Raw genomic sequence first — 13,331 nt, forward strand, 5'->3', positions numbered from 1 at the left:
GTCTGTTATGAGGTTTATTCAATGCTCGAATTCACCATGAGGCTCTTTTTGATCTCAACACGATCTGCAAGTATCACAGCCGAGGAATACTGAAGTTTAATTTGTTCCAGGTATTGTTCCGCGTCACTTCTGTAAATGAAGTCACCTGCTTTTACGCGATATGTAGGTTGAGAATAGGAGACATAAGGAGTTAGATCCGGCAAAACCTGATAAACGTATGACTTGGCGGCATCCGCTTCTTGTCTCACATTTCCTACATATAGCTGAATTCGGTATCCGCTGATGTATTTGATGGATTTGTTCTGTCTGGATAGAGAATCCAAAGCTGAGTCCAGTTTCTTGTTTACATAAAGGGGCTTGTCCGCTGGTGCTTTTGGAGAAGAAGGTACAGGTGTTGGTTTTGTAGTTTCTGCCACTTTTTCAACCGGCTCGGTGTATTCAAACTTAGGTCTTACTTTGGCAAGGTCATCACCATAAACGCTGTTGGAAGAACTGACAACACTTTTCTTACTACAACCCAGCACTGTGAGCAGAGCCATGTTTAAGGTCCAAAAAAGAAGTTTATTTTTCAGCAGCATACATTATTTGATTCCGAATAAGCTTGCAAACTTAACCAAAATTGGAAGAATCACCAATTCAGCACTATTTTGAATGTAATAGCTAACTTTGCAAGGTTAATATATTTTGGTTCATGGAAATTAAGCAGCACGTTTCACTTCGTGATTTAAATACATTCGGTCTTGAGTCAGAAGCCAGATACTTCGCAGATGTGAAGTCGGAAGCCGATCTTCAATCGTTATTGAGAAACCCGCGCTATCTAACAATTCCCCGGTTTATTCTTGGCGGGGGAAGTAATGTTTTGTTTACCCAAAATATAGATGCTCTTGTTATCCATCCCAATATCAAAGGTATTGAGGTAGTTAAAGAAGACGATCTGACCATATCACTCAATGTAGGAGGCGGAGAGGTTTGGCATGAGTTGGTGTTGTATTGTGTAAACAACAATTACGCTGGAATCGAGAATCTGTCACTGATACCAGGAACGGTTGGCGCTGCACCCATGCAAAATATCGGAGCCTACGGTGTAGAAGTAAAAGATGTGATTGAGAGCGTTAGGGCCATCTCAATAGATAATGGTGAGGTGCGCGTATTTGACAATGAAGAGTGCCAGTTTGGATATCGTGAAAGTATCTTTAAAAAAGAGCTGAAAGACCATTACATCATAACAGGTGTGGTAATGAAGCTGCAAAAAGTCCCGGTCTTCCGGGTTGAATATGGAGACATTCGCAACACGCTTGCGGAAATGCAAGTTAAAGAACTTTCAATAGGCGCGATCAGCAATGCCGTGATCAGAATTCGGCAAAGTAAATTACCGGATCCTGCCAGAATTGGCAATGCAGGCAGCTTTTTTAAAAATCCAGAAATAGATCAGCTTTTTTATAACAGCTTGAAAGAGCAGTTTCCAAACATGCCGGGATATCCAACTGAGCCCGGTAAAATCAAAGTTCCTGCGGGGTGGTTAATTGAGCAAGCCGGATGGAAAGGCTACCGCGAAGGGCAAATTGGCGTTCATGAGCGCCAGGCATTAGTACTTGTCAACTATGGTGGAGGAAGGGGAGAGGATATTAAACTACTGTCAGAAAAGATAAAAATTTCAGTGGCAGATAAGTTTGGAATTCAGCTCTCAACAGAAGTTAACTTTGTTTAAAAATAGATATTTATATGCATCCGCGTAAAGTTTACACTTCACTTTTTCTTTTGTTGCTCTTTATTGCCGTGTTTTTTCTAAAAGATAACTTTAACGGAGCCTTATATCAGGATGAACACCATTATCTGACCGCAGCAGTTACGTTCAGCAAGGAACCAATACCTTCTATCCATCTGCTTAAAAGTTATAACGAACTCAATACTCCTATCCCGTTTATCCTGGGTGGGTGGGTGGTCAGTATATTTGGAGAAAACATTCAGTACCTTCGATTACTGACCTTCGGTGTTAGTTTCCTGTTACTGATGACATTCGTATGGTCAGCTCCGAATAAATCCAGACGTTTTTTTATATGTCTGGCAGGCCTGCTTGCCTTTCCAAACTACTATTTATGCAGCGTCTACTATTATACAGACATATTTGCGATGGCAACAGCGCTTGCCGGTGCCGTGGCTTATGTCAAGGGCAGACATTGGTTAGCGGTTGTGTTTTTTGTGGCGTCGGTGTGTTGTCGGCAGTATATGCTGGCGTTCCCTGCAGCTGTGGTATGTTATGAGCTTTTTGTGATTTTAAAGCGAAGTGCAAATGTGAGTCAGTTTATCAGTAACATGCTTTCTGACAGAACCTGGATGCTTTATGTGGCAGCTGTTTTGAGTATCGTTCCCTGGATTTTACTTTGGAACGGGCCTGCTCCGTCCAGCGTAATGGCCGATCAGTATTACGATTCTGATAAGCTTGTAAAATACAACTTTGGGTATGTACTATATTCTTCGGTAGTGCTGGCGGTGTACTATGTGATACCTGAAATAATACTGACCGGAAAATTTCGATATTTTATAGATTATCCGCGCAATCATCCGCGCTTCTTTGCTGCCCTGGTAATGCTCGTCATTCTACTGGTATCATTTTTCCCGGCAAAACAGGCTTATAATCCATATTTCACCTGGCCATACCTAGGCTATGTAGATCAATTTCTTGTAACCATAGGTATCACAGGACTACTCAAACAATGTCTTTTTGGAATACTAATGATGATCATGCTAATGCGCTTCATTTCGCCTCATTTCAATTTTGCCAGTTGTGTTGTATTGTTTAACATTCTGCTTCTGGGGAAAGCGCAACTTTCATGGGATAAATATTCACTTCCGATGATAATGGTGCTATGGTTTTTGGCAATGTTTGATAACCACTGGTCATTGTCATTTTATGGATGTAACAAGAGCGAAACTCTGAATGTGAAATAATTAGTATATTTTTGATTCCGATATACCACTTCTAAAAACAGATTGTTAATGAGATGAATTTTACATCAAAAAAAATAATTGGACTACTCTTTCTCTTGGTTTTCTGTGCGGAAACTTACGGTCAAAGAGTGTATTCGGTAGTGTTCAATCAGCTACCGAAAGATATGCAGTTGTACGCTAGGGATGATAATAACCTTGCTGAGGTTCCAATTTCCGGCATCATAGAAATTCCTGGATGGAGTCACTTTTCGGTGGTTGTCTATAGAAACGGAGAACGTGTGGGGTACAAGAAATCTGTTTTAAACTACGCTGGAAAAAGTTCGGCATCATTTGAAATGAAACCTCAAATCAAAGCTGAACTGGCCGATTACAGCTTTGAAGTATTCGCCTGTAAAGAGTTGGACTCTCTTTCGATAATAAAACGTAATGAGGTTGTAGCTGGTGATTTCTACGTGATAAGTGGTCAGTCTAATGCCTCGGCAACTATTTTTGGAGATTGGTCAAGTAAATATGCAAGAACTATTGCAAGGATTCCTGATAACAATCCAGTCATTACCCCTGGGGATACAATGTGGATACCAGCTGCGTGGTCTTGGACTTATGTAGGTGCCTGGGGACTTGAGCTACAACGAAATATTATAGAAAAAGAAGGTATACCAACCTGTGTAATTAATGGGTCGATACCAGGGAAAAAGATTAGTGACTTTTTGATGCGTGATCAGGCGAATCCGGCAAATCCTAACACTTTGTACGGTTCGTTACTGAACAGAGTGGGAAAAGCAAATCCAACTCGGATAAGGAAGTTTTTTTGGGTTCATGGAGAGCAAGAAATATTTGAATATATTACTAACTATCCGCAAGAGTATGACCTCCTTTACAAGAATTGGATTACAGATTATAAAACAGTAGAGGAATTTGTAGTATTACAGGCCAATCTGATTTTGTTAAATCACACCAATCCAAATCCTGTTGGCGGACTGATCAGAGACTTTTTGCGAAGAACTAAATATTTGTATGAAAAAACTGATCATTTTACACCAATAGCAACTCCCGGTTACGATGGTGTACATTATTCTCGTGCTGGTTATGAGGAATTGGGGAGACGGTTATTTCGTTTTATAAGACCAAGTGTTTACAAATCCACAGATTTGGACAACGTTCGTTGCCCGGACATTGTACGGGCCGCTTATACAACAGAAAAAAAGGATGAGATTGTGTTAACCTTCAGCGAAGGTCAGGAATTGAAATGGGCTGCCGATACCACTGTAAAAGGCCAGGATGGACAGCCACTCACTTTACGCTTAAAAGATTTTTTCTATCTTGATGGAAATGAGATCAATCAGCAGGTGTCATCAGGAAGAGCCGAAGGTAACAAGGTGATATTAACTCTGAAAGAACCTGCAAATGCAACGAAAATTAGCTATTTGCCATCATTCATGCCTAAAAACTTACCTGATCCCACTGGTCTTTTAATTGGGTTTTTAAGTGGCCCCTTCCTTACAAACAAGCGAGGACTGGGAGCTTTCTCTTTTAATAACATAACTATTGAAACTTCACCTATTTTAGGTGTTGAGACAGCTAACAACAATTCTTACTGGCATTTATATCCTAACCCTGTGACCGATCTTCTGAAAGTTAATTTTCAACAGCCCGCAACTGGGAAATTGACTATTCATAATTTAACCGGTAGGGTTTATTTCTCGAAAGGATTGAAGGCAGTTGAATATTATGATGTTGAAGTTTCAACATGGCCTGCGGGTCTTTATTTCGTAACTATGGAAGATGTAAACGGTAAAATTCTTAGCAAAAAGATAGTAAAGAGATAATTAATACTTCTTTGAGTCGGTTCCTTTATGCAAAGTGCTATTTAGGTATAATCAGAATACATACTTATGTATTCGTGCATTCCCAGGACGTAAGAATTATTAATCGACAGATGAGGTTTATTAAGCGTAATTGCGACGTAAATTTTTAACAATTATAGATATAAAAAAGCATAGCTTTTATTTAATGGCAATGAGTGAAAAGTCTTTAAGGAATCTTAGTATAATATATCTTTTACTTCCAAATTTAATTTTTTATGTCTATTGGGTAAATATTCCAATAGCTGTCTGTGGAGTACTTATGCTATCTTATCTTCTTTTGAATGACAGGAAAGAAACCACTTTTCAGGCTGTGAAAATTTTTTCTTCTAGAGATTTATTTCTTATTGGCGCGACGACTCTATTTTTGACAGTTGTAAGTGGAATAAATGGTTATGTCTTTCAAAATGTTGATTATTGGGGACATAATGTAAAGTTTTACGAATTATTTAAATCATCCTGGCCAATTAAATTTCCAAAAGAGGGCCCCGTAATCTCTTATTACTATGGATTTTATGTGATTCCAGCACTGGTATCGAAGTTTACTGGGTCGGTCAACGAATTAGTGATTTTCATATGGACCTGGCTGGGATTGACCCTGGGAATTGGCTGGGTTTATATTGCTTTAAATAAGAGACTTATTTACGTTTGGCTGGTATTATTTATTGGAGATTTGCCAAGGGTTATAAAGGCTGTATTAGCTCTGTTTTCTATCCGACCTTATGAATTTGGTAACTTTGGAATTGAAAACTGGTCTAACTTTGAACATTTGTTATGGGTTCCAAATCAAACCATTCCGACTTTAATCATTGGGGGAATGTTTGTTTATATCTTAATCAGAAGATACAATACCGATCTATTAGTTTTACCCATAGCACTCTCATTTTGGTGGGCTGTTTTTCCTTCCTTTGTAAGTGGCATTATTGTAGGAGTTTTGGTGATAAGAAGCTGGGTGATTGGCCGATTTCGACTTGATTGGATGAGGATCGGTACTAAAGTTATCATTCCCTGTCTGGTCTGCTTACCAATACTTATGTTTTTTTTCTCTCACAATAAATCAACCGTATCAGGTTTTTTATGGCAATTTAATGAAGGTAAGAGCAATGTTTTACCGGAGTATATAATCAACGTGGGAATTAATATGGCTCTCTTTGCGGTTGTGTATGCTTATTTAAGAAGAATGCAGTTGCCTTTTCTTGATCAGGTTCCTTATATCCTAATTGTTTCATTAGGATTGTTATTCCCATTTTATAGGTTAGGGGACGCAAATGATTTTCTACTGAGGGGAATGATGCCAATTTCTTTAATCATCGGTATGTATCTTTTTTATCCACTCACATCGCTCACATTGCAGAAGACTTATGCATTAATGCGTGGCTCTGGTATAATGATTTTTCTTGCGATCATGTTGCTGACATCCTCTTTAATTGGTTTATCAAGAATTTTAAGAGCAGCAACTTTTAACAGGTTCAGCGCATTAATGAGTAGCGAAGCGACATTTACACCTATACCTTACGATGCATACCCCAACGTATATGAGGTGTTAAAAGATAAATGGTCACAAGATGCGGCAAATCAATACGTTGGGGATCCAGATTCTTTTTATGAAAAGTATATGGCGCCGGATGCGGACACTAAATGACCAAATAATTGAGCATGTCATATACGTCAACTCGCGGAAGTTTTTTTCCTACCTCTGAAGTTCAGGGGGTACATTTGAATGGCTTTGGGCAGATTAATAATAACCAATACATTATTGTATAATATACTTGCAGTTGATTCTTGAATTCAAGATTTCCATTCACTTACTATTTGCGTTCTTTTATGATTCTTTTGGTACCAATAGCGTTTTTGTTGTCCTTTGTGAATTTTTTCATTGGAGTATACAAAAACAGGCCTCAATCGTTCAGACGGTCGGCCTTAGCATCACTTATTTTAATATTTTTTTTTATTGGAATAACTACAGAGCTATTAGGTTTTTTTAACCTTATAACCACTTTTAATCTTTATATTACTTGGGGTATACTTAATGTTGCATTGTTTTTTTTGTATTCTAGAATAAAATCCCATTACAGTTTTTTTATGATTTGGAAATCTTGCTTAATAAATGGGTTGTCATTTATTAAGCAATTGGGTAAGCTCACTCAGATCATACTAACCTCTCTTTTGTTAATCACATTTTTTGTTGCAATTGTTTCACCTCCCAATAATCTTGACTCATTAAGTTATCATCTTAGTCGACTTGGATACTGGATTCAAAATAAAAGTGTTGAGCATTATGCTTCACACATTATTCGCTCTATTTCGTTTAGTCCATTTTCGGAATATGTGCACTTGCATAACTACTTGTTAACTGGAAGCGACCGATTTTTACAGTTGCTACAGTGGTTTTGTCTTCTAGGTATACTGATGTACGTTTCACTTTTAGTTGAAATATTTTCTGGATCTATTCGTGCAATGCGAATTGCGCTATGTTTTGCGGCAACTATTCCTATCGTCGTTTTGGAATCAATGACTACACAAAATGATCTTGTAGTTTCCTTTTTTATTATTGGAGTCTCTTTTTATGTATTTGACTATCTGAATCTTCCTAAACGCTCAACTGTTGTACTAATCTCCGCCTCTGTTGCTCTTGGTATAATGACCAAGGGGACTTTTGTTTTTTATGTTGCACCTTTTGGCATTTATTTAATAACTTCACTTTTCCGAAAAGGGTCATGGAAGATTTTTTTCCTACTAGGTACATACGTAATAATACTAACCTTATTGCTTAATGTACCTTTCTGGTTTCGAACCAATAAAATCTTTGATAGTCCTATAGGAACAATAAGCAACGGCAATAGAAACGCTCTTCACACTCCGGCTGCAATCGTTTCCTCAGTTTCAAAACACCTGTTTCTACAACTGGGATTTATTTCACCCGGTAATCGTTATAATTTATTTTTGGAAAAGCAATTAATTCAATTTCACAGTTTTTTGGGTATTCCCTTGAATGCAGATGGTATGGGTATGACCTTTAAAATGAATAAACTTAATTTTAATGAAGATTTTGCAAATAATTTTTTGGCTACTTGGATTATACTTATTTCATTAATTATAATGTTATTTCAGAAGTCTCTATTAATAGTAAGATGTTATTTGATACTTACTATTGCCAGTATTGTACTGTTTTGTACTTTCATAGGTTATCAAATTTATGGATCGAGGTTGCATATTCCTTTTTTCATCCTAATAGCACCAGTAATAGGCGTTATCTACGGGTCATTTTCGACTTATTTTCAAAAAATACTGCTTTTTGTCTTATGGATTAATGCACTGCCATTTTCTTTGCTTAGTGCTACACATCCTTTACTTTCCACGTCATGGTTTTTTAATATAGTTTTTCCCATGATCAATAAACATATTGGATTGCAAATACAACCGGAGAAACAATCAAACCTAATGCAGGAAAGTGTGGTGTTTAATTCTGGGGAACAAATGATATGGGGGGAATTATGGCCTGCAAAAAAGAGTATTCAGATATTTGCAGATTCAATTCATGCGGAACGAATTGGCTTTTATTTCGATGAGGCAAGTTATGACTACGGATATCAATATATTCTTAGAAAGCGGGGAAGACAATTTGCACATGTCGCCGTGCAAAACCCATCTTACTTATTGGAGAAAAGGGATTTTAATCCTGATTTCATTATTGCAGATATAGATGCTGGGGACAGATTATTTTACAATGGTATCTATTATATAAAGGAATATTTGAGTGCAAATACTATGGTATATGTTCCCGAAAAAAGTGGAAATGGTGTTCACCATAATAAGAGTAATTAGACCTCATTTAATACCAGTACAATCACACTTGCCCATTAATTTGTTAAAAATAATATGTTATGGTAATTCGATTACCGTGATAAAAACTATACTCTCAACCAGTTTGATTTTGGGTTTGTTCGCTACTGTCGGTTTGGCTCAATAATAAATTTTGTAACGTTGGAAGCCTGCCGATGAAGAGCTTTTTGTTGTGATAAAATAATGAGGCGGAAATCACAACTTCGGGAATAATTGAAGTGGCGGCCATGCCTATTTAGTAAGATACCAGAATCGGGCCTTCCAGAATTTCAAAGAACGTGGAATAAGCCTTGTATCTAATCATTTAGCTCTGGACCGCCTTCCCGTGATGGTCTTGAAGGATATCTGAAAATTGAACAGGAACTTACTGATATTGTCAGTATGGTGTAGGTAGAAAACTAACTTCTCTACGCTTGTAAAGGGATTTTTACTGCACTCCTAAATCCGATGAAATCATGATAGTGTTTGAAGATGATCGGGAAATTGTATAGCCCTACGATCTTATAAATGAGGAGAATTCGTTTCACAACAACGATTGGTAAACATAAGCCCTGAAATGGAATCAATTCTGATTATTTCTGGGCTTATATATTATATTGAAAGCGAAAATTAGCTTCCTAATCCATACCTTAAAATGCAATAAATAGCCCGGAAGCCATCTTTCCAATTGATCTTTTTACCTTCTTCATAGGTTCGTCCGTAATAGGATACCCCCACTTCGTAAATTCTTATCTTAGGAATTTTTGAAATTTTGGCGGTCACTTCTGGCTCAAATCCGAATCGTTTTTCCTGAAGATCAAGGCCTTTAATCAAATCAGCTCTGAATAGCTTGTAGCATGTTTCCATATCTGAAAGGTTGAGGTTACAGAACATGTTACTAAGGAAGGTCAGGAATTTGTTGCCAATGGTGTGCCAAAAGAAAAGGATTCGATGGGGGCGACCACCCATAAACCGGGAACCATACACTACATCAGCATACCCGTTTATTACAGGCTTTAACAGTATATTGAACTCTTCCGGATCATATTCTAGGTCGGCATCCTGAACAATAATGTAGTCGCCACTTGCCTTGCGAATGCCTGTATGTAGCGCCGCACCTTTTCCCCGGTTAATGTCATGTTTAAAGTAACTGATTTCGATCTGAGGGTTCTCTGCAATAAACTGTATCACTTTCCCTTCTGTATTATCTGCTGAGCAATCGTTCACGACTACGATCTCCTTCCAAAAGCCTCCAACCAATTCTACCGATTTTAGTTTTTCGAGTACTGTAATTATAGTTTTCTCTTCGTTGTAAGCAGGTACTATAACAGATAATTTCATTAGGATAATATATGTAAACCAATAGTTGTGAGAAATAATATTACACCCCATTTTCATAAAACGGGGTGTAATAAGAAAGACTTTTACTTATCATTCAAAGCACAACGAAGCGGCTCCCAGAAGCCCGGCATCATTAGCCAGAGTTGCTCTTTTAATGGTAATCGTTTTCAGGTAATAAGGCGTTAGCCAGTATTGGAAACGATCGTTAATAGCCGGCAGAATAAATTCGAAAGATGCGGAAATACCGCCGCCAATCAAAATGGTGGTGATGTCCAGAATGCGTATCATGGAGACCAGGCCTTCTCCCAGAAGATAACCCATTTCAAAGAAAATTTGTTTTGCCAATTCGTCTCCTGCTGATGCCGCTGCAACCAGACCGGTAGTCGAAATGGTTCCATCTGCCGGAAGTTGAGTGGTGCCAGTATATTCGGCTCTCATGGCGTTCGCCATATCCAGAAGCTCCTTTTTTCCGATATTTCTTTCCAGCACCTTCCCATTTTTAGATGGTACGTGACCAGGTTCCATGGCATTTCCGCCTCCACCTTTAAATACCTTTTTATCAATAATGGCAGCGCCTCCGATTCCAGTTCCCAGTGTTACGAAAATGTAATCCTCAGGCAGCTTGTCTTCTCCAAAATAATACTCTCCCAAAGCCGCAGCATTGGCATCATTTTCAAGAAAAAAATCGTGATTTGGAAAACGTTTTTTCAAATCCGGCACAATCGTGATACCGTCGATTTCAGGAATAGCTGTAATTTCAATTAAAGTTGTACGTGCTCGGTTAGTAAGACCGGGAACTCCTATGCCCACCCTTTTTACTTCGGGGTACTCTACCAGTTGTAAGGCAATTGCATCGCCAAGTCGATCTATAAAATGGCCTGAACTACGCCAGCTAGCGGTATCGTGGCTATAAAAATTGGATATTCTTCCGTCCGAAGCATCAACGATCCCCATTTTTACGTTGGTGCCGCCCACGTCTATACCGAGGTACTGTTCCATGAAATCAAATATGGGTTTAATAAATAAATTTAAAAATGCGGCAATTTAGTAAAATTGCTTTATTGTTTACAAATCAATCTAAATCTCCTAACTGCGGACGAATCAAAATTTCTTCAATTACAGCTCGTGGAGAAAGCGAGTAAGCCGACCAGATTGCCTCTGCCACATCGCGAGAATCTATAAATCGCTCTACAGGCAGGTCTGTGCCATGCCAGCTGTCTGTAAAAGTTGCGCCGGGAATTACGGCAGTAACTTTTACATTGAAAGGCTTCATTTCTTCCCGCAGTACTTTTGTCATGCCAAATAAGGCAAACTTAGAAATGCAATACGAACCTCCATTGGGATAGGCAGTGATACTGGCTGTGGAGCAAAGGTTAAAAATATGTCCTTTTTTTTGCTCTATCATACCTGTTACAACGCCTCTTGTAAGATGGTATGCACTGTATACATTGGTCTCCATCGTTTTCTCCAGAGTTCCTTCACTTTCGTTGTGCACCTGTCCAGGAATGAATACGCCGGTGTTATTGATTAGGGCCATGATCGGCCGGTTTTGAGACTGGATAAATGAGATGAAATCATTGACTTCTTCACGCAACGACAAATCAGCGGTTTTATAAAATAACTGCGAATTTGGAAAGCGATCTTTCATTTCCTGCTGTAAATCAAAAAGGTCTCTATTGTTTCTGGCACAGGTAATTGCATCAAATCCTCCCTCTAAAAAACGCTGTATTACAGCTTTTCCTATTCCTTTTGTTCCTCCTGTTACGATTACTAATGGATTCATTTTTCTGTTTGCCTCTTTTTTTGTCTAATTTTCCCGAAAATATTGAATACAATTAAGATATTATGTCTGTTATAGGTAAATACTTCATTTTTTTAGGATCATTATTTGGCAAAGGTGAAAAATTATCTGTTTACTGGCGGCGATTTCTTGAAGAGTGTGTAGGAATAGGGGTGAGTTCAATTTTTATTGTGGCCATTGTTTCAACATTCATTGGTGCTGTATCGTGTATACAAACTGCGTATAATCTTGTAAGTCCTATCATCCCCGTTTCAACTGTGGCACTGATTGTGCGGGATATGCAACTGCTGGAACTTGCGCCAACGATCACCTGTATTGTACTTGCCGGAAAGGTTGGTTCCAACATTGCAAGTGAGCTCGGTACCATGCGTATTACCGAGCAAATAGATGCTCTGGAAGTAATGGGAATCAATTCTTCTTCTTATCTGGTTCTTCCTAAGGTAATGGCGGCAATGTTCACCTTTCCTATGCTGGTTATCTTTGCTGCATTTTTAGGGATTTTTGGTGGCTATCTGGCTGGGACACTTACAGGTGTAATTACCGAAAAGGATTATCTGGCAGGAATACGTGATTCATTCGTACCATACAATCTCTTTTTCATGTGTGTAAAACCATTTGTTTTTGGTTTTCTGATTGCGACCATTTCATCTTATCAGGGCTTTTTCACCTCTGGTGGAGCATTAGAGGTTGGGAAATCAAGTACAGGAGCGGTAACCAACAGCTGTATCTCCATTCTAATCGCAGATTATTTATTGGCTCAGTTGCTGTTGTAATGGTGCCAGTTTGCACTGAATAATTATCAGGAAAAATGATTGAAATAAACGATATTCAAAAGGCATTTAACGGTAAGGAAGTACTCAAAGGAATTACTTCAAAATTTGAGAAGGGAGAAACAAACCTGATCATCGGTGGAAGTGGTACTGGTAAGAGCGTTTTGCTGAAATGTATGATCGGTCTGGTGAAACCCGATTCCGGAAGTGTGCTTTATAATGGTCGTGACTTTTACAACAGCGATAAAGACGTTCAGCAGTCGATCCGGCGGGAAATGGGCGTTCTCTTTCAAGGAGGAGCACTGTTTGATTCTAAAACCGTGGAGGAGAACGTTCGTTTTCCACTTGATATGTTAACGGACCAGTCAACAAGCGAGAAGCAGGACCGCGTTGCTTTTTGTCTTCAAAGGGTTGGTCTGGAAGCTGCTGCAAAAAGAATGCCTTCGGAAATAAGCGGCGGGATGAAAAAGCGTGTGGGAATTGCCCGTGCTATTGTGATGAATCCCATGTATCTGTTTTGTGATGAACCCAACTCCGGTCTGGATCCGCTTACTTCTGTCAAAATAGATGAACTCATTAAGGAAATCACCGAAGAATATCAGATTACAACCATCATCATTACCCACGATATGAATTCTGTACTCGAAATAGGGCAGAATATAATCTTTCTCTATCAGGGTGATAAGCTCTGGGAAGGAAAGAAAGATGACATCACCAAAACAACCGTAGCGGAATTGAAGGAATTTTTATTTTCCAATAAACTGCTGCGAGAGATGGAGGGGTAAT

The 13,331-nt window shown here is 38.6% G+C and carries 11 protein-coding genes; 7 read left to right on the plus strand and 4 right to left on the minus strand.

Going from position 1 to position 13,331, the window contains the following annotated elements:
* Positions 1-14: 14 nt before the first annotated feature.
* The gene (locus tag LZG71_RS17675) at positions 15-539 is read right to left on the minus strand and encodes an SPOR domain-containing protein (RefSeq protein WP_233822516.1); all 525 of its coding nucleotides are present in this window, start codon (positions 537-539) and stop codon (positions 15-17) included.
* 152 nt (positions 540-691) lie between these two features.
* On the opposite strand from LZG71_RS17675, the gene murB reads away from it, so the two are divergent.
* The 5 genes from murB (at position 692) to LZG71_RS17700 (ending at position 8,636) form a co-directional block, all read left to right on the plus strand.
* The gene (murB, locus tag LZG71_RS17680) at positions 692-1,708 is read left to right on the plus strand and encodes a UDP-N-acetylmuramate dehydrogenase (RefSeq protein ID WP_233822518.1); all 1,017 of its coding nucleotides are present in this window, start codon (positions 692-694) and stop codon (positions 1,706-1,708) included.
* A gap of 14 nt (positions 1,709-1,722) precedes the next feature.
* A complete protein-coding gene (locus tag LZG71_RS17685) occupies positions 1,723-2,949 on the plus strand; it encodes a hypothetical protein (protein ID WP_233822519.1) in 1,227 nt (408 codons plus the stop codon).
* Positions 2,950-3,002: 53 nt separating this feature from the next.
* On the plus strand, positions 3,003-4,775 hold the full coding sequence (locus LZG71_RS17690; RefSeq protein WP_233822520.1) for a T9SS type A sorting domain-containing protein: 1,773 nt from the start codon (positions 3,003-3,005) through the stop codon (positions 4,773-4,775).
* Between the two features lie 190 nt (positions 4,776-4,965).
* Positions 4,966-6,453 carry a hypothetical protein gene (locus LZG71_RS17695; RefSeq protein ID WP_233822522.1) on the plus strand — a complete coding sequence of 496 codons (1,488 nt, stop codon included), beginning with the start codon at positions 4,966-4,968 and terminating at the stop codon, positions 6,451-6,453.
* Positions 6,454-6,893: 440 nt separating this feature from the next.
* Positions 6,894-8,636, plus strand: coding sequence for a glycosyltransferase family 39 protein (locus LZG71_RS17700; protein WP_233822524.1), 1,743 nt, complete (start codon positions 6,894-6,896; stop codon positions 8,634-8,636).
* A 627-nt stretch (positions 8,637-9,263) separates the two neighbouring features.
* Here the strand turns inward: LZG71_RS17700 and LZG71_RS17705 are convergent.
* The 3 genes from LZG71_RS17705 to LZG71_RS17715 all read right to left on the minus strand — a co-directional run bounded on the left by LZG71_RS17705 (position 9,264) and on the right by LZG71_RS17715 (position 11,757).
* Positions 9,264-9,974: a glycosyltransferase family 2 protein gene (locus tag LZG71_RS17705; protein ID WP_233822526.1), complete on the minus strand. Its 711-nt coding sequence runs from the start codon at positions 9,972-9,974 to the stop codon at positions 9,264-9,266.
* Positions 9,975-10,064: 90 nt separating this feature from the next.
* Positions 10,065-10,973 carry an ROK family protein gene (locus tag LZG71_RS17710; protein WP_233822528.1) on the minus strand — a complete coding sequence of 303 codons (909 nt, stop codon included), beginning with the start codon at positions 10,971-10,973 and terminating at the stop codon, positions 10,065-10,067.
* Between the two features lie 73 nt (positions 10,974-11,046).
* Positions 11,047-11,757 carry an SDR family oxidoreductase gene (locus tag LZG71_RS17715; protein ID WP_233822530.1) on the minus strand — a complete coding sequence of 237 codons (711 nt, stop codon included), beginning with the start codon at positions 11,755-11,757 and terminating at the stop codon, positions 11,047-11,049.
* Positions 11,758-11,819: 62 nt separating this feature from the next.
* On the opposite strand from LZG71_RS17715, the gene LZG71_RS17720 reads away from it, so the two are divergent.
* Both LZG71_RS17720 and LZG71_RS17725 read left to right on the plus strand, forming a co-directional pair.
* Positions 11,820-12,548 (plus strand): ABC transporter permease, encoded by a 729-nt coding sequence (locus LZG71_RS17720; protein ID WP_233822532.1) that lies wholly within the window; start codon positions 11,820-11,822, stop codon positions 12,546-12,548.
* Positions 12,549-12,583: 35 nt separating this feature from the next.
* Complete coding sequence (locus tag LZG71_RS17725; RefSeq protein WP_233822534.1) at positions 12,584-13,330, plus strand: ABC transporter ATP-binding protein; 747 nt, start codon at positions 12,584-12,586, stop codon at positions 13,328-13,330.
* Position 13,331 lies beyond the last annotated feature (1 nt).

Origin of the sequence: Dyadobacter sp. CY312 (assembly GCF_021390535.1) — a bacterium.
In the GTDB taxonomy this organism is placed as follows: Bacteria; Bacteroidota; Bacteroidia; order Cytophagales; family Spirosomataceae; genus Dyadobacter.